This window comes from Streptomyces sp. NPDC093065 (assembly GCF_044754585.1).
Classification (GTDB): Bacteria; Actinomycetota; Actinomycetes; order Streptomycetales; family Streptomycetaceae; genus Streptomyces.
On record NZ_JBIVPJ010000001.1, the window covers coordinates 470,510 to 487,532 of the forward strand.

A 17,023-nucleotide genomic window follows, 5' to 3' on the forward strand; every position below is an offset into this window, starting at 1 on the left:
TCACGACCAGCGCACGACGAAGCACGGGCCGGCTCGCGGCACAGCCGACGAGCCGGCCGGCAGCCCAGACTTCACTCACTTTTGACATCAGGAGCGCAGCAAAAGTGCCGTCCTCGTCCCGAGCAGTGATCGAAACCGTTCTCGAACAGTCCACCCGCGTTCTGCAGACCTACGCCGTGGACCCCGGCCTGGTGGCGGAGCACGCCAATGGCGAGCGCCGTATCACGCAGGGCGGATATGGCGACCGTCAGCTTTTCGAGCTCGTCCAGAACGCAGCCGACGAAATCGCCGACGAACCCGGTGGACGCATCCACGTGGTCCTCACGGAGACCCACCTCTACTGCGCCAACGAGGGAAATCCGGTCACCCCCGAAGGGGCGGAGACCATCCTTCGTATGAGTATGTCGAAGAAGCGTGGTGGGCAGATCGGGCGGTTCGGGGTCGGCGTGAAGTCGGTCCTCGTCGTGACCGACGCGCCGGAATTCTTCAGCCGCTCCGGGAGTTTCGGATTCGACCGCGCCTGGTCCTACGAGCAGATCAAGGCCGTGCCCGGCGTGAAGGAGCGCTACGGTCCGGAGTTCGACGCCCCGGTCCTGCGGATGGCCCGCCCGCTCGACATGCAGGCCGAACGCGCCTCCGACCCCGTGCTGGACAAGTTGCTGACCTGGGCGACCACGGTCGTTCGGCTCCCGTTGCTCCCGAAGGCCGACGACCGGCTGGGGAAGGACATGCACGGCAACCGTGGCAAGGAACACGGCGAGCCTCGTGAGGAGTTCCCGGTCGGGTTCCAGCTCTTCTCGCCACACGTCGCCGAGGTGGTTCTGGAGGATCACCGTCCCAGGCCCAAGGCACGGCGGACGCTGACCACCCAGCACTCCGGCGACCTGCACACCGTGACCGAGGAGCGCACGGGCAAGGCTCTCTCCACGCAGCGTTGGCGCGTGTTCACCACCACGCACGAGCCGGGCCCCGCGGCCCGCGCGGATGCCGGGGAGCTGCACGACCGGGTCGCGCTCGACCTTTCCTGGGCCGTCCCCGCGCTGGAACGAGATGCCGACAGCGGCCTGTACGTCAGCCCGCGGTCTCGCGGCCGGGGCAAGTTCTGGTCCTTCTTTCCCACCAAGTACGAGATGTCACTGAGCGGCATCCTCAACGGGGCGTGGAAGACCAACGAGGACCGGCAGAACCTGCTCGACTCCTCCCCGTTCAACCAGGAGATGATCAGGGTCTCGGCGAAGCTGGTCGTCGAGTCCCTCCCCGGGCTGGCCCCGGCCGAGGACCCGGCCGCCTACCTCTCCCTGCTGCCCGGTCGCGTCAAAGAGGCGATCAGCTGGGCCGACGAGTTCCTGACGCGGGAGATCTGGGCCCGCACCGCCACGAGTCCTTCGTTGCCGGACCAGGACGGTGTCCTGCGCCTTCCCACGCAGCTCCACGTCCATCCGCGGCTCGACAAGGACCTCAAGCAGCTGACGCGATGGCTGCGGATGTGGCACGAGTGCCCCGGACGCCCTGTGGACTGGTTGCACCCGAGCGTCGAGGCCGACCCCCTGCGCTCGGGCAAGGTCGAGCACATCCTCGGTACAGCACGACAGGAACGCGCCGGGGTCCGCGACTGGCTGGAGGCCCTCGTCGCGAACGGCACCGCCGCGGCGTCGGCGGTGGCCGTCCGCATCCTGGCCGACATGATCGAGAAGGGCTCTCCCTTCTCCGACGACGCCCGCAGGGCCCGCGTCGTACTGACCGAGGAGCACGGGCTGGTCGCCCCGGTGCACGGCAAGGTGTTCCGTCGGGCCGAGCACCAGGACGGACTGCGCGAATCCACGGTGTACGTCGTCGACGAACTCGCCCAGGACCCGGCGCTCGCGCACGCGCTCGGCGTTCTCGGCATCCGCGAGGCCGATGCCGAGGGACGGTTCGTCAGCGTCCTCGACCAGGGCTTCGACCACTACGGGGAGTCGGACTGGGAGCGCTTCTGGGAACTGTTCCGCCAGGGCGGTGTCCGTCGGCTGGCCCACAAGGTCCTGGAGCGCATGCCCGATCCGCGCTCCACGCTCCGGGTACGGACCACCGACAAGCACTTCCGGCCGGTCGCGGACTGCATGCTGCCCGGCGTCGTGGTCGACGCCGAGCGTGACCCGAGCATCGCCGTCGACATGACCTTCCACTCCGACGACACGTACGTCTTCTCCCTGATCGGCCTTCGGGAGCGACCGGCCGGCGGCGTCCAACCGGCGGCGGACGAGGCGTGGTTCGAGGAGTACCGAGCAGCCGTTCACGCGGCCCACCTGCGCTCTCTGGACAGCCGAGCTCCCCGTCCCGCGCTGAACCGGATGAAGGTCGAGGGCGCCGCGATCGGTGGTCCCCTCCATCTCTTCCGCAACCTGTCCGAGGAGTCCCGCGCCGCCTTCCTGAAGGCGCTGCCCGACGAGGCCGTGGTGGACAACTGGACGCGCCAGTTCGGCGCCCAGACCAGCACGCGGCAGGCGGTGATGTCACCGATCCGGTGGATGCTGCGGAAGTACGGCAGGGTCGCCACCTCCCAGGGCATCAAGCCGCTGTCAGAGGCCGTGGGCCCTCAGCTCGCCGCCTACCGCGACGTCCTTCCCGTCGCCGACATCTCCGCCGAGAAGGCCCGCAAGCTGCGGCTGCCGATCACCGTGGACGAGGTCCCCGCCGACCGCTGGGACTCACTCCTCGACGAGGTGTCCCGCAGCGAGGACGACGCCTTCGTCGGTGCCACCTACGTGATGCTGACCCGGTTCGGTGCGGACTTCCCCGAGGACTCGCTGACCCGTTGCCGGATCGGTGACACCTGGGGCACCCGTCCCGACGACGAGATCACCCTCGCCGTAGGCACCGCCGAGTACCGGGCCCTGCGAGCCGAGCAGCTCCCGGCTCTGCTCGCGCCGACCGCCGAGGACGCCGAGCTGATGGTCGAGAAGTGGGGCATGCTCCGCTACGCCGACGTGATCAGTCGGGAGACCCGTGAGGTCCCCGAAGGCGACCCCGTGCCTCTCGTCGAACTGTTCCCTGCCCTGCGGCAGCGCCTGAACAGCGGCAGCCGGAACAGCGTGGTGCAGCGGTGCACCGAGCTGGAGGAGGTCACGCGCACGCCCAACGGCACGCAGACCTCCCCCCTGGACGCCGTGCGCCAGGACAGCACGGTCAAGATCCGTGTGCCTGTGGAGCCGGAGCCCATGCTGCGGCTGATCGACCGCGAGCTCGGACTCGGTCTCGGCGCGGCCGGTTGCCGCGCGGTGCTGGAACATCAGGACCGCATGGCCAAGGACAGCGCGCTGAAGGCGGCACAGAAGGCCGTGCGCGATGCCGAGGACGTGGTGACCAAACTCGAGCTGCTGATCGGTGCGGACGCACTCAGGGCCGGCCTCCCCGAAGGACTCATGGACGCCGAACTCCAGGCGACGGGCGGCGTGGAGCCGACCGGGCGCCGCATCGCGCAGATGGCGTTCAACGCGCACGGTGACGGGGTGCTCCAGCAGCACGCCCGGGACATCCAGGCGCGTTTCCCGAACGCACCGGTGGCCTATGGAGGTTCGTCGGCCGCCATCGCGTTCGTCTCCGACCTGCGTCTCCCGGTCACGTTCGCGGGCTCCCGGACTCCCTCGCCGCCTCCCTTCGAGACCGTCGAAGGCCCCCGGGACTTCCCCAGGCTCCACGACTACCAGGAGGACCTGGTCCGGAACATCACCACGCTGCTCGACCGGCTGGCCCCTCAGCGCGGCATGCTGTCCCTGCCCACCGGCGCCGGCAAGACACGGGTCACCGCCGAGGCCGTCATCCGCTGGGTGAAACGGGTCGGCGACCTCAAGGGTCCCTTGCTGTGGATCGCGCAGACCGAGGAGCTGTGCGAACAGGCGGTGCAGAGCTGGAAGTTCGTCTGGAGCAAGGTCGGCGCCGAGCGCCCGCTGACCATCAGTCGGCTGTGGAGCAGCAACGAGGTCGGCAACGTCGTCGACCATCCCCATCTGGTGGTCGCCACGGACGCCAAACTGGAGCGGTGCCTGAGCACCGACCAGTACACCTGGCTGCGTGAGCCCGCACTCGTGATCGTGGACGAGGCGCACACCGCGATCTCCAAGCGCTACACGGAGATCCTCGGCCGGTTGGGCCTGACCCAGTACGAGACGCGTCGCCATCTGCTCGGCCTGACCGCCACTCCGTTCCGCAACACCAACGAGGACGAGACGCGCCGGCTGATCACGCGCTTCGGCAACCGGCGGCTCGACGAAGGCGTCTTCCCGTCCGGCGACCCGTACCGCGATCTGCAGGAGTGGGGCATGCTCGCCCAGGTCGAACACCGCACCCTCACGGGTGGTCGGATCGCGCTCAGCCAGGACGAGAAGACCCACGCCGAACGCATGGCGATGCTGTCCCGTGCCGCCGAGCAACGGCTCGCGGACGACCACGCGCGCAGCCTGCGCATCGTCGACTCGGTGGCCGCCCTGCCGTCGGACTGGCCGACGCTGCTCTTCGCCACCTCCGTCGACCACGCCAAGTACCTCGCGGCCATGCTCAACGACCGTGGTGTCCGTTCCGCCGCCGTGGACTCGACGACCAGCGCGCAGGACCGTCGCACGCGGATCGAGAACTTCAGGAACGGCCGCATCCGTGTGCTCACCAACTACGGTGTGCTCACCCAGGGGTTCGACGCTCCCGCCACCCGGGTCGTGGTCGTGGCACGGCCGGTCTACAGCACCAACGTGTACCAGCAGATGATCGGACGCGGTCTCCGCGGCCCCAAGAACGGCGGCAAGGACACCTGCCTGATCCTCAACGTCGACGACAACATCACCAACTTCGAGACCAAGCTGGCCTTCACCCAGTTCGAGCACCTCTGGAGCCGTGCGTGACCGACGTCTACCTCGACAGTCCACCGCTCACCGCCGAGCAGCGGGCCGTGGTCGAGCAGCCCTGGGACGCCCGGGTCCTGGTCACCGCCGGGGCCGGCGCGGGAAAGACGCACACGCTGGTGCGTCGGCTGGACGCCCTGTGCGGCCACGAGGACCCGGAGGAGGCCCTGGAGGCCACCGACATCCTCGTGCTCACGTTCTCGCGAGCGGCCGCGCGCGAGTTGCGTGAGCGCATCACCCGGCACGGGGACCGGGCCCGCCGGGTGCGCGCCCAGACCTTCGACGCCTGGGCGTACGGGGTACTCGTCCAGGCATACCCGGACCGGGACTGGGCCGCGACCTCCTTCGACGAGCGGATCACGGCGGCGGCGGGGGCCGTCGACGAGGGTGCGCTGGAGTCCGGTGACTCCGTCCCACCGTCCCACGTGGTGATCGACGAGGTTCAGGACCTGCTGGGCGACCGCCGGGAGCTGGTGGAGGCCCTGCTCGACCGCTACCAGGACAGCTGCGGCTTCACCGTGGTCGGTGACGCCGCCCAGTCCGTGTACGGCTTCCAGGTCGAGGACCCGGCCGAACGCAACGACGAGACCGGTCGGTTCTTCGCATGGCTGCGCAGTTCGTACCCCGACGACCTGGTCGAGCTGAGCCTCACCGGGAACTTCCGGGCCGTCACCGCGGAGGCACGTGTCGCGCTTTCGCACGGCCCCCGTCTCCAGCAGGTGCGAGACGCGGACGACGCCGCGGCACTCTACGAGGAGTTGCGCGACCTGCTCCTGGACCCGGCGAACTCGCTGGGCGACCTCACCGACGAGTACACGCTGCAGGGTCTGCGAGGCCTGGACGACACCTGCGCCGTCCTCTCCCGTGACAACCGGCAGGCGCTCGTGGTCTCCCGGCTGCTCCACGAGAACGGCATCGGGCACCGGCTGCGCCGTCCTCTCGAGGAGCGGCCTGTGCCCTACTGGGTGGCCGAGCTGCTGCGCCGTACCGAGGCGACCGGCCTGACCGAGGACCGGTTCCGCTCCCTGTTGGAACAGATTCCCCTGCCCCACGAACCGAACGTCGGCGCCCTGTGGACGGTGCTGCGACGCGCCACTCGCTCGCCCGGACGCACCGCGCTCGATCTGGACCGGCTCCGGCGGTTGGTCGCCGACGGCCGGTTCCCCGACGAGGCCGCCGATCCGGAGACCGCCCGCATCGTCGTCTCCACGGTGCACCGGGCCAAGGGCCTGGAGTTCGATCGGGTGGTGGTCCTGACTCCGCCGACCGTCGCCGAGCTCCGCAAGCAGTACGGCACCGAGGTGGACATGCCCGCCGAGGCCCGGGCCCTGTACGTGGCGATGACCCGCGTCCGACAGGACCTCTACCACGTCCACTCTCCCGAGTTGCCGATCATCAAGAGGGCGGGGAACCGCAAGAACGGGCGGCGGTACGTCGGCGGGTGGCGGCCGTACGACAGGTTCGGCGTGGTGGCCGAGGCCGGTGACGTCTGTCGGGACGACCCGCCCGGTCACCTGACCGACGCCGTGGCGACCCAGACGTACCTCCTGCAGGAGGTCGGCCCCGGCCAGGAGGTACTGCTGCGCAAGCGTCACGACCTGCCGGCGGCCGAGGACCAGAGCCCGCCGTACGCCCTGCTGCACCGGGGGCGGGAGATGGGCGAGGCTTCGGAGCGGTTCCGGCAGGAGCTGTTCCGGGTGCAGAAGGTGAACCGGACATGGGATCCGTGGTGGCCCGACGAGATCCACGGGCTGCGGATCGACACCTTGGAGACGGTGGCGGGCAGCACGGCGGCCGGCGCCAACGCCGGCCTCGGCGACCGAGGTGTGTGGATCGCACCGCGGATCACCGGCATCGGCATGTTTCGACGGGCTGACGACGAACAGGAGCAGGGCGCATGACGCACGTGGCAGGTCGGCACTCCGAGCACTACCGGGTGCGGGACGAGGAACTCCTCGTGGGGTTGCGCAGGGAACTCTTCGGACCCGTCGAGGACGCGGCGCCGGAGGACCGGGACGAGGTCCTCGCCCAGGACGCGCCGATCGACCGTTACCTGACCGGTGTGCTGTATCCGCGTGCCTCGCGTGAGCGGAAGGTCGAGGACGCCTCCGAACAGGACGGCCTGGACGCGCCGCCCCTCCTCGCCAGGGAGGACGCCGAGGAGTCCGGCGCCGCACAGGACACCGGCGCGTCGGGCGACAAGCGCCCGTCCTCCATGGGCCTGACCTTCGCGGTCGACCCGGCGGTGAGCGACACGATCGTGGTCTCGACGCGTGCGGCGGTCTACGAGCCCTCCGACACGTACGGCAACCCGGTCCCCGCCCGCCGCGCCGAGGCCCGGACCGTCGCGGAGCAGCGGGAGCGGTGGCGGCGCGAGGAACTCCAGCTTCCCGAGCAGAGCATCGACGTGACCACCCCGACCCCGGGCATGCTGATCGACCTCGTGCCGGAGAAGGTCGCCCTGCACATCATTGTCCGACGCCCCGTTCCGGTCACCGGCACGGTCACCGTCACGGTCACATTGATCAACCGGCAGAAGGTCGGCGAGCGGGACCTCCAGGACGCCTTCGCCCTGTTCCAGTGCGGTCTGACGATCTGGGCCGCCGACGGCTCCAGCGCCTTCGTCGAGCGCACCGCCCCGGACGCCGCGCACGACCGCGAGATCGCGACCAGTCGGCTGCTGCACCGCCACGCCCCGACCTTCGCCATCGGCCACGGTTGCGCCGCGGCCTGGGACTGGGTTCCGTCGCCCATCGGCGTGACCGACAGCATCCCGGCCGCCGTCCCCGAGGTGCGCAGCGAGTTCGTGCCCAGCGTGGAGGTGCTGCTGACCGACTCCAATCCGGAGATCGACAGCTCGTCGTTGGCGATGCTGGGGCTGGCCGAGAAGCCCGACACCAAGGTGCTGACCGCCTTGGAGGCACTGGCCACCGGGTACGAGGACTGGATCGCCCGCAAGTCGGCCGAAGCCGACTCCCTGGCGGGCGGCCCCCACGGGCAGCCCGCGCGGGACCAGGTGGACGCCTGTCGCGAGGCACTCGGCCGGATCCGCGAAGGCATCGAACTGCTGCGGACCAAGCCCGATCTCATGCGGGCGTTCCGGCTCGCCAACCGTGCCATGGCCGACCAGCGCGCCCGCAGCGCCTGGGTGAAGGGCGGACGCATCGGCCGTCCCGATCCGTCCGCCGGCCGCTGGCGTCCCTTCCAGATCGCCTTCCTGCTGCTCTGCATGGCCGGCATCGACGACCCCGAGCACGACGATCGGAAGATCTCCGACCTGCTCTGGTTCCCGACCGGTGGTGGCAAGACCGAGGCCTACCTCGGCCTGATCGCCCTGACGTCCTTCCTGCGCCGCATCCGCAAGGGCGCGAACGGCGGCGGTGTCACCGTCCTCATGCGCTACACGCTGCGGCTGCTCACCCTGCAGCAGTTCGAACGTGCGGCGATCCTGCTCTGCGCCATGGAGCACATGAGGCGCCACACGCCCGAGCTGGGCGACAAGCCGTTCTCCGTCGGCATGTGGGTGGGGCGCTCCGCCACCCCCAACACGCTGGCCGAGGCCGCCGCCAGGCTCGACGAGCTGCGTTCCGACCTCGACAAGCGACTCACCACCGAGAACCCCGTTCAGCTGCACGCCTGCCCCTGGTGCGGTACCCGACTCGACGCCCGGGACTACGAGGCGGACGAGGACGCCAAGCGGATGTACGTCCGCTGCCCCGGCGCGGACTGCGACTTCGCGGGCGGCCTCCCCGTCCACCTGATCGACGAGGCGGTGTACGACGCACGCCCGACGCTGGTGATCGCCACCGTGGACAAGTTCGCCTCGATGCCGTGGCGTCCGGCGACCTCCGCGCTCTTCAACCTGGACGACCCGACCGACGCCACCCCTCCGCCGGAGCTGATCGTCCAGGACGAGCTCCACCTGATCTCCGGCCCCCTCGGCACCCTCACAGGTCTCTACGAGACCGCCGTCGACGCGCTGGCCGAGCGTCCCAAGGTGATCGCCTCCACGGCAACCATCCGTCGCGCCGCCGACCAGGGTCGCCACCTCTTCGCCCGTGAGGTGCGGCAGTTCCCGCCGGCCGGCCTGGACTCGCGGGACTCGTGGTTCGCCGTGGAGACCCCGCGCGAGGAGAAGGCGAGCCGCCGCTACATCGGTCTGCTGGCTCCGGGCACCAGCCAGTCCACGCTGTTGATCCGGACGTACGCCACGCTGCTGCACCGGGCCATGCACGCGGACACCGACGACAAGGTGCGCGACGCCTACTGGAGTCTCGTCGGCTACTTCAACAGCCTGCGCCTGCTCTCCGCCGCCGAACTCCAGGTCCACGACGACGTGGTGGCGTATCTGGAGCTGCTCGCGGAACGCGAGGGCGTGGCGGTGCGTTCCGTCGCCAACTACTCGGAGCTGACCAGCCGGATCGACGCCAGCGAGATTCCCACGCGACTCAAGGGCATCGAGAAGCGGCTCCCCGACGAGGACACCGTGGACGTCCTGCTCGCCACCAACATGATCGCGGTGGGCGTGGACGTGGACCGGCTCGGTCTGATGGCCGTGATGGGGCAGCCCCAGACGACCGCCGAGTACATCCAGGCCACGAGCCGAGTCGGCCGCGCCCACCCCGGTCTGGTCGCCGTCATGCTCAACTCGGCCCGTGCCCGGGACCGTTCCCACTACGAGAACTTCCAGCACTATCACTCGGCGCTCTACCGCGAGGTCGAGTCCACCTCCGTGACCCCGTTCTCCGCCCGCGCGCGGGAACGGGGACTGCACGCGGTGATCGTCGCTCTGGCCCGCATCCTGGTCCCGGCCGCCCGCCCGAACGAGGGTGCAGGACAGGTCGATTCCTACGAGCACATCCTTCGGGGCCGCATCAGGTCCCTGCTCCTCGACCGCGTCCTCGCGGTCACACCCTCGGAGGCCGAAGCCGTGGAGCAGGGCTTCGACAGGTTCGTCGACTGGTGGTGCCAGGAGGCCGACATCCACAGCGGGTTGCTCTTCGAACCGAAGCGGGGCAGCCGTGCCCCGTCGATCCTGAAGTCGTACGACGACGAGTCCGAGGACCGCGAGGCGTGGCCCACCCTGTGGAGCCTGCGCGACGTCGACGCCGAGTCCGCCCTGTTCATGGAGGGAACCCGATGACCCCGCCCCCCGCCCGCCGCCGTCGGACCGCGGCGGACGGCACCGCACCGGCCCACAACCTCCCTCGCCGCGGCACCGTCCGCCGAGCCCAGGCGATCAGCACGTACGGCGTCGGGTCGCTCATCGCCGTCGACCACGAGTCCTTCGTCGTCTCGGGCCTGGACGAGGCCGACCACAGCTGGCGCAGGGACGAGGCACCCGTCATCCATGAGCGGCGACTGGCCCGGCTGCTCGGTGTCGACCACTTCCGGCTGCCGCCGGCGTCCACCGACACGAGCAAGGACGGCCTTCGGGTCCGCCGCTTCCCCTTGATGCACTCGTGCCCCGAGTGCAACGAGCTGCAGCCGCACCGCGACTTCTCCCCACCGGCCGGTCGAAGCGTCTGCGGCACGTGCGAGGTGGACCTCGTCCCCTCCCGTTTCGTCGTCGCCTGCGAGGCGGGGCACCTCGACGAGTTCCCCTACTGGCAGTGGGTGCACCGCTCGACCGACCGTGATTCCACGAGGATCGGGGCGTGCGGCGGCAAGCTCAGGATGCGTACGAACGGCCGCACAGCCTCGCTCCGCTCCATCGTCATCTCCTGCACCTGCGGTCAGGTGCCCGAGGTCTCGATGGAGGGTTCCTTCCGCAGGAACGCGCTCAAGGACCTGCGCCTCACCTGTCGCGGCGCTCGCCCGTGGCTCGGCGTCCTCGCCACGGACCCGGCCGGGTGCGGGCTCCCCCTGCGCACCCTGCAACGTGGTTCCTCGTCGGTGTGGCAACCGGTGCTGAAGTCGGCGCTCTCCATCCCCCCGTGGAGCAGCGGTCGTGCGGATCCGCTCGCCGGACACTGGGAGAAGCTCAGGAAGTACGAGGACAGCGCGCACGTCGCCGTCTATCTCGACGCCGTCTTCGACGGGGAGTGGCCTGTCTCCCTGGACGAGGTGATGACGCTGCTCGACGCGGAACGCGAAGAGGATCCGCAGGTCGACGAGGAATCCGGCTTCGACCGCCGCTACCGCGCCCTGCGCAACAAGGAGTACGAGCGCCTGCGCTCCGGGAACGACGAGAGCGAGCACTCCCAGGGCGAGCAGTTCGTCTGCGAGACCCCACTCGGTGACCCGGGTGTGCTCCAGCCCCTCGGGATCACCGGTCCGATGCTGGTGAAGAAGCTCCGGGAGGTGCGAGCCCTGAAGGGCTTCACCCGCCTCGTCGACGCCGAGTCGACCACCGATCCGAAGGAGATGCCTCTCTCCCAGAGGCCTCTGCGCTGGCTGCCGGCCATGGAGGTCCAGGGCGAGGGCGTCTTCCTGTGTCTGGACGAGAACCGGCTGGACGCCTGGGAGAAGGCGCCGGCGGTGGCGGCCCGGGTCGAGCGCATGCGTGCCGCTCATCAACGGATGCTCGAGCAGCGGACCGACGATCCGAGTCTGGCCGTCCAGTCTCCGGCGACACCTCGCATGGTGCTGCTGCACACCTTGGCCCATGTCCTCATCAACGAGTGGAGCCTGGAGGCGGGCTACCCGTCCGCCTCCTTGCGTGAGCGCCTGTACGCCGCCGACGACATGGCCGGAGTGCTCGTCTACACGGCGACGAGCGACTCGGCGGGCAGCCTCGGCGGCCTGGTCGCCCAGGGAGAGCCGGAGCTCCTCGACGGCACGGTGCGGTCGGCGATGCGCCGGGCCGGATGGTGCTCCTCCGATCCCCTCTGCATGGAGGCCGAGGCGGCAGGCTCGTCCGGGACCAATCTCGCCGCCTGTCACGCCTGCGTGATGCTCCCGGAGACGAGCTGCGAGCACAACAACATCCTGCTGGACCGGGCGCTGCTGGTGGGCACACCGGAGGATCCCGCCCTCGGATTCTTCCCGCCCTTCCCTGAGGGCTGACATCCGCGGCCCCGTCTCACCGGTGCATCTCGAAGGTCTCGGCCTCGAAGCGCACCTGGGCCCGGTCCAGTACGTCGTCCGCGTCGCGGCCGTACGCGCTGAGCCAGTGGAGGAGGTCGGTGATCACAGCGATCGCCGCCTCCTCCCCCTCGGTGATGCCGAGTCTGCCGGGCCGAGGGTCATGCCCGGAGTCACGGGCGCCGTAGAGACCGATCATCGCCTGGACGCGGGTCATCCTGAGACAGCCGTCATGGCCCCTCACCGGCGGCAGCCCCGTGGCGAGTTCGCACCAGGTGACCTTCCGGTCGGCGCCGAGCTGAACGCCCCACCGATCCGTGACCGCCCCGACGAGCGCCATTCCGCGCCCGCCTTCCGACTCGAAGTCAGCGGCCATGAGCGTGGGCAGAGCACGCGTGTCGGGGTCGTGGACCTCGATGCGCAGAGACGTGCCGTTCAGCCGCACCGCCAGCGTCGTCGGGGTACCGGCACCCACGTGCGTGATGACATTGGCCACGAGTTCGCTCACGCAGAGCTGTGCCTCGTCCACGAGGTCCTGCAGCCCCCACGCTCCGAGGTGCGCCCGCACGGTGCGTCGTAACACCGCCACCTCCTCCTCGCGAGCCGCGAACTCCACGACCCACGACGGCTGCGTCATGCATGCGCTCGGGAACACTTCCGACTCCCCACACTTGTGGGTCCGCGCGGACGCCGGTGCGCCGCGCCGGCCCGCACCGGTCGTCCTGTCGGCAAGCATGGCCGGCACGCATCCCGTCGTGCAATGTGCACAGCGAGAATCCCACCATCGGGTGATTGGCAGGCGAAGCCCTTGGCACAGAGACTGAACGCCGTCGCGACAAAGGGGGACCACATGGCCGGATCACCGACGGCACGCCGCCGTCGCCTCTCCATCGAGCTGAAGAAGCTGCGGGAGAAGAACTCGATGACCTGCGCCCAGGTGGGCGCGGCCCTGGACTGGAGCGGTTCCAAGGTCAATCGCATGGAAACCGGCAGCGGGCGGGTCCAGCCGTCGGACGTCGAAGCACTGTGCCGCTTCTACGAGACCACGGACGAGCTGCGGGAGTTCCTCAAGTCGTTGGCACGGCAGGCCAAGACACGCGGCTGGTGGCAGGTTCACGGTTCGGGAGTGCCCGAGTGGTTCTCCATCTACATCGGCCTCGAACAGGACGCGTCCACGCTCCGGCAGTACCAGAGCGAAGTCCTGCCCGGGCTCTTGCAGACGGAGCCTTACGTCCGTGAACTCCACACGTGCGGCTCCTACATGCCCCCTGCGGACATTGACCGAGCCGTACAGGTGAGACTGGAACGCCAGGCAATGCTCAGTGGATCCGGCGCCCCGGACTGCTGGTTCATCGTGAGCGAGGGAGCCCTGCGGAGAGTCATCGGCGACCGAGCGTTGATGCGAACCCAACTGGAACACGTCCTGGAGGCCATGGAGAAGCCGAGCATGACCCTCCAGGTGCTCCCTTTCGACGCAGGCACCTGCCCCACCACCGGACCGTTCACCATGCTGGGATTCCCCGATCCCGAAGACCCCGACATCGTGTATCGCGACGGCATCACCGATGCGATGTACTTGGAGGGCGAACCTCATGTTCGGGAGTACACCCGGGCGTTCGACGAGTTGCGAGCCTCGGCCCTGAGCCCGCGGCGGACCATACAACTGATCAACAACGTCGTGAAGGAACACACACGGTGAACAAAGCCCTCGACGACTCCGAGCTTCCCAGCTCGTGGGTCAAGTCCTCCTACAGCAACGGCGCAGGCGGCGAGTGTGTCGAGTGCGCCCGCGTCGACGGCCGGATCTTCGTACGCGACACCAAGGTCGGTGATGCCCTGGTGACGCGAATGAGTGTCCAGGCGTGGCTCGCCTTCACCCACGCGACGGGCCAGGGGTGGCCGACGGCTCGATAAGAGGGGTTGGTCAAGGGCTTCTTCGGGCAGACAACGGAGTCACACCAGACGGCGAATTCTCGAGTAGCCAAGCGTTCACCTGCCGTCCTCGGGAGAACCTCAGGCCTGGTCGCCGTCACTCCCCTGCCCCTGATCGCCGCCGTCGACGACCTTCAGGTCGGCACGCGCCCCGGCATACGGGTCGGGAGTGCCGACCGGAATGCTCCGCGCCGCCCGTCCCTGCGCCACTCCGTTGCCGTTGAAGACGAAGTCAGGACGGAGGCGCCAGTTGCGACCGTCGGGGTAGATGATCCCTCGGCCGCGAGTTGCTTGAGGGCGCGGTGAGAGGGACGCCCGCGACATGCCCACCTGCTCGGCGAACTTCACCTGGCTCTCCACCAGGACCCGGCGTGATCCTTGCGGTTCTGGAGGGCGCACATCTTGTGGAACAGTTTGTACGCGCTGACGCTGAGGTCCGCGTCGGCGAGAGCCCGCCGTCCCGGCTCCGCTGACGGCCCCGCGGCGGTGCGCCGTGGCCCGCCACCGGACATCGTGGGGCCGGCCGCGATCGAACAGGCGTGGCTGATGGCGGCAGGGGGCTGATGGAGGCACACGTGACGGACGACCAGCCGGCTCTCTCACCGTCGTGGCGGACTTTCTACGGCTCAGGGCCTTCAAGGGCCGTGGGCGCTGGGGACAACGGTTCGCGGATCACCCGCGGAAGCACGTGAAACGACGACGCGGGACGTACGTCTACCGCAACGCCTCGATGGCTCTGAGGATCAGCCCTCGTGCCTCCGCCCCGTAGACGGCCATGCCCCGCAGCTCCTCGAAAGCCTTCAGGTACAGCTCGATCTCGGTGGGCTGCGTGACCCTCACTTGGGCGGAGACGAGTTCCACCGACACCAGTTTGTCGTCGTAGATGTGGAACGTCTCCCGAGGCCACTGCGTTCGGACTCGGGCAGCCGACGGAATGACACCGAGGGAGACCTGGGGCAGTGCCCCTGCGGCGAGGAGGTAGCCGAGTTGGGCTGCCATGGAGTCCTCGTCCGCGACGCGGTAGTACAAGGCGGACTCCTCGACCACGAGCACGAACCGATGCCCTTGCTCATGGACGACCCCCGAGCGGGTGACGCGTGCTCTGGCGGCCTCTCTGCTGTCGTCCACCGGGAGGTCACGGAAGCGGGCGCTGATGCCCAGTACCCCGGCGGCATAGCCCTCGGTCTGGAGAAGACCCGGCACCAGAGACGACGAGTACACGCGGAACAGGCGGGTCTCACGGAAGAACTGGACCGAGCTGTCCTGGAGCTGCTTCAGGCCGCTGCGGACGCGATGACGCCACTCGGTGTACATCGACTCGGCATGCAGTGACTGGGCGACGAGGTCGTCCTGCTGATCGGCGAAGCCACATGCGGAGGCCCAGGCACGGATGTCTTTGGTGGACGGTGCGGTGAGGGCATTCTCGATGCGGGAGGTCTTGGCGTGGTGCCAGCCGCACCGGCCGGCCAGTTCGGTGACGGTGAGCCCTGCTTCTCTCCGCAGGTCGCGAAGTCGTCGGGCAACGACTTCGCGCGCGGCCTGAGCGGAGGAGGACGGGGATATCGGCATGAGCTGGCCTGTCGGTACGTGCTGTCAGTTGACTCTGTACGTGCTGTGCGGGATGGCACGCGCCCAGACCGCCTCGAAGGCGTCGGCGCAGAGCTCCGCTGCCTCCGGGGCATCGTCCCAGACTTCGCTTCCCAGTGACGAGCCGTCACCGGCGAAGTGGTTCCAGTGGATGATTCGTCCGTCGAAGAGCCAGAAGTCGTTCCCGGGCAGGGCGATGTCGCTCGCCCGGCGACGAGGCAACCAGCGGATCTCCTCACCCGCGGCGACATTCGTGAACGTGCCGTCGTACAGGAACTGGGTGTATTCACTGACCGGTTCGGACACGATCCGCGCCCGTCGCATGGCGACGCCACGGTTCACGGTCTCCTGGACCATGTCGAGCCACGGTCGCCACCAAGAAGCCCGGTCGTCCGGCTGGTGGCGGTGCCCGGCTCGCCAGTCGGCGAAGGGCCCGTGTTCGTAGTCCACCGCGTAGGAGTCACGCAACTCCAGGTGCACGGCGGAGTGGGTGCAGCGTGCGAGCAGATCAGTGAACGTCGCTGGCACGTTCGACGACATCGCACGCCTCCCTGATCATTGACACCATCCTGGCGGGGACCCGGATCACCGCTTCGCTCTCCGGGATGCCCCTGGCATGGCCCGGTAGTTCGAAGGCGGCGCACTCGGCTTCCAGACCCGCATCAGGCTTCCAACCCTGGATGACGAGTTCCTTGTTGTCCTGGTCGACCCAGACAGTCGGACTCTCGTGATCTCCGGTGTTCGGGTCGATCCCGATGAACAGCAGGGGCATGGGAACCTCCGACGGCGACGGGATGTGCGGCAGTGTGCACCACAGTCATGGGCAACTGCGCCCCGGGTCAAGAGGGCGCCGACGAAATGGTCTGTACGGGCTGCCGGCTGCACAAATATGCACATCCCTTGGAAGGGTGAGCCTCGCGTCTCTAGCGTCTCGGACTGTGACAGCCGGCCTCACCGCTCGCTCCGGATTTGGGACGTCGGTGGGTAACCCTTGAGGAGGTCAGCCGAGTGAAAGCACTCTTCCGATCCAGCCCGCCGGGGCCGGGGCCTGAGAAACCTCCAGGTCCAGTACCGCCCATGAGTGGTGGGCGTGAGAGCGAGGTCGCCCGATGACCACCACCGCCGTCGCCGTCGGCAAGCGCTCAGGACGCTCGCTCATTACGGAGCAAGAGTTCGACATGCTCGCCGCGTTCTGCGCCGACGAGTACGGGCTGGAACGATGCGTGGCCAACCAGGTCGTGGATCAGGCCCTCGCCCTGACCTATGTCATGGGTACGACCCGCTCCGGTTCCGTCATGGCGCCGTCCCAACTCGTCGACCCCGGGTGGCACACACTCATCCTGCACACCGACTGGTACGCCGACTGGTGTCAGAGGCACTTCGGCTACTTCCTCCACCACCAGCCGAACAGCAAGCTCCGTTCGCGCGGGCTGATGACCTCCGTCACCGGCAGGATCCGATCGGCCGGGTTCGAAGTCGACGACCGGCTGTGGGGCACGAGCTCGGAATGCAACGCTCCCACGTGCTGTGGCGACGGCCCCTGCTGCTGACGCACACCCGTTCCGTCTCTCAGAGGGCAGGCCGGTCTACTCCTGGAACCGCCCTGC

General features: G+C 69.0%; 12 protein-coding genes. 7 read left to right on the top strand and 5 right to left on the bottom strand.

The features are described from left to right. Positions 1–104: 104 nt before the first annotated feature. The 4 genes from ACIQFU_RS02015 to drmB are packed head-to-tail and all read left to right on the top strand — an operon-like array spanning position 105 to position 11,879. Positions 105–4,871 (top strand): DEAD/DEAH box helicase, encoded by a 4,767-nt coding sequence (locus tag ACIQFU_RS02015; protein WP_402548287.1) that lies wholly within the window; start codon positions 105–107, stop codon positions 4,869–4,871. Beyond that, positions 4,868–6,772, top strand: coding sequence for a UvrD-helicase domain-containing protein (locus ACIQFU_RS02020; protein ID WP_402548289.1), 1,905 nt, complete (start codon positions 4,868–4,870; stop codon positions 6,770–6,772). Before ACIQFU_RS02015 ends, ACIQFU_RS02020 begins: the two co-directional genes overlap by 4 nt. Continuing rightward, a complete protein-coding gene (locus ACIQFU_RS02025; protein ID WP_402548290.1) occupies positions 6,769–10,014 on the top strand; it encodes a helicase-related protein in 3,246 nt (1,081 codons plus the stop codon). The genes ACIQFU_RS02020 and ACIQFU_RS02025 overlap by 4 nt, the downstream gene beginning before the upstream one ends. Beyond that, entirely contained in the window at positions 10,011–11,879 is a 1,869-nt protein-coding gene (gene drmB / locus ACIQFU_RS02030) for a DrmB family protein (RefSeq protein ID WP_402548291.1), read from the top strand. Before ACIQFU_RS02025 ends, drmB begins: the two co-directional genes overlap by 4 nt. Before the next feature lie 16 nt (positions 11,880–11,895). Here drmB and ACIQFU_RS02035 read toward each other — a convergent pair whose 3' ends face one another. After that, complete coding sequence (locus ACIQFU_RS02035) at positions 11,896–12,534, bottom strand: ATP-binding protein (protein ID WP_402548293.1); 639 nt, start codon at positions 12,532–12,534, stop codon at positions 11,896–11,898. A 213-nt stretch (positions 12,535–12,747) separates the two neighbouring features. Between ACIQFU_RS02035 and ACIQFU_RS02040 the strand changes: the two genes are divergently transcribed. Both ACIQFU_RS02040 and ACIQFU_RS02045 read left to right on the top strand, forming a co-directional pair. After that, positions 12,748–13,596, top strand: coding sequence for a helix-turn-helix domain-containing protein (locus ACIQFU_RS02040; RefSeq protein ID WP_402548295.1), 849 nt, complete (start codon positions 12,748–12,750; stop codon positions 13,594–13,596). Next, a complete protein-coding gene (locus tag ACIQFU_RS02045; protein ID WP_402548296.1) occupies positions 13,593–13,811 on the top strand; it encodes a DUF397 domain-containing protein in 219 nt (72 codons plus the stop codon). The genes ACIQFU_RS02040 and ACIQFU_RS02045 overlap by 4 nt, the downstream gene beginning before the upstream one ends. Positions 13,812–13,910: 99 nt before the next feature. On the opposite strand, the gene ACIQFU_RS02050 is transcribed toward ACIQFU_RS02045, so the two are convergent. The 4 genes from ACIQFU_RS02050 to ACIQFU_RS02065 all read right to left on the bottom strand — a co-directional run bounded on the left by ACIQFU_RS02050 (position 13,911) and on the right by ACIQFU_RS02065 (position 16,188). Further along, positions 13,911–14,177, bottom strand: coding sequence for a hypothetical protein (locus ACIQFU_RS02050; protein WP_402548298.1), 267 nt, complete (start codon positions 14,175–14,177; stop codon positions 13,911–13,913). A gap of 366 nt (positions 14,178–14,543) precedes the next feature. Beyond that, on the bottom strand, positions 14,544–15,398 hold the full coding sequence (locus ACIQFU_RS02055; protein WP_402548299.1) for a helix-turn-helix domain-containing protein: 855 nt from the start codon (positions 15,396–15,398) through the stop codon (positions 14,544–14,546). A 24-nt stretch (positions 15,399–15,422) separates the two neighbouring features. Further along, a complete protein-coding gene (locus ACIQFU_RS02060; RefSeq protein ID WP_402548300.1) occupies positions 15,423–15,956 on the bottom strand; it encodes a DUF6879 family protein in 534 nt (177 codons plus the stop codon). Then, positions 15,925–16,188: a hypothetical protein gene (locus ACIQFU_RS02065; protein ID WP_402548302.1), complete on the bottom strand. Its 264-nt coding sequence runs from the start codon at positions 16,186–16,188 to the stop codon at positions 15,925–15,927. The genes ACIQFU_RS02060 and ACIQFU_RS02065 overlap by 32 nt, the downstream gene beginning before the upstream one ends. A 337-nt stretch (positions 16,189–16,525) precedes the next feature. On the opposite strand from ACIQFU_RS02065, the gene ACIQFU_RS02070 reads away from it, so the two are divergent. After that, positions 16,526–16,966, top strand: coding sequence for a hypothetical protein (locus tag ACIQFU_RS02070; protein ID WP_402548303.1), 441 nt, complete (start codon positions 16,526–16,528; stop codon positions 16,964–16,966). The last annotated feature ends 57 nt before the right edge of the window (positions 16,967–17,023 follow it).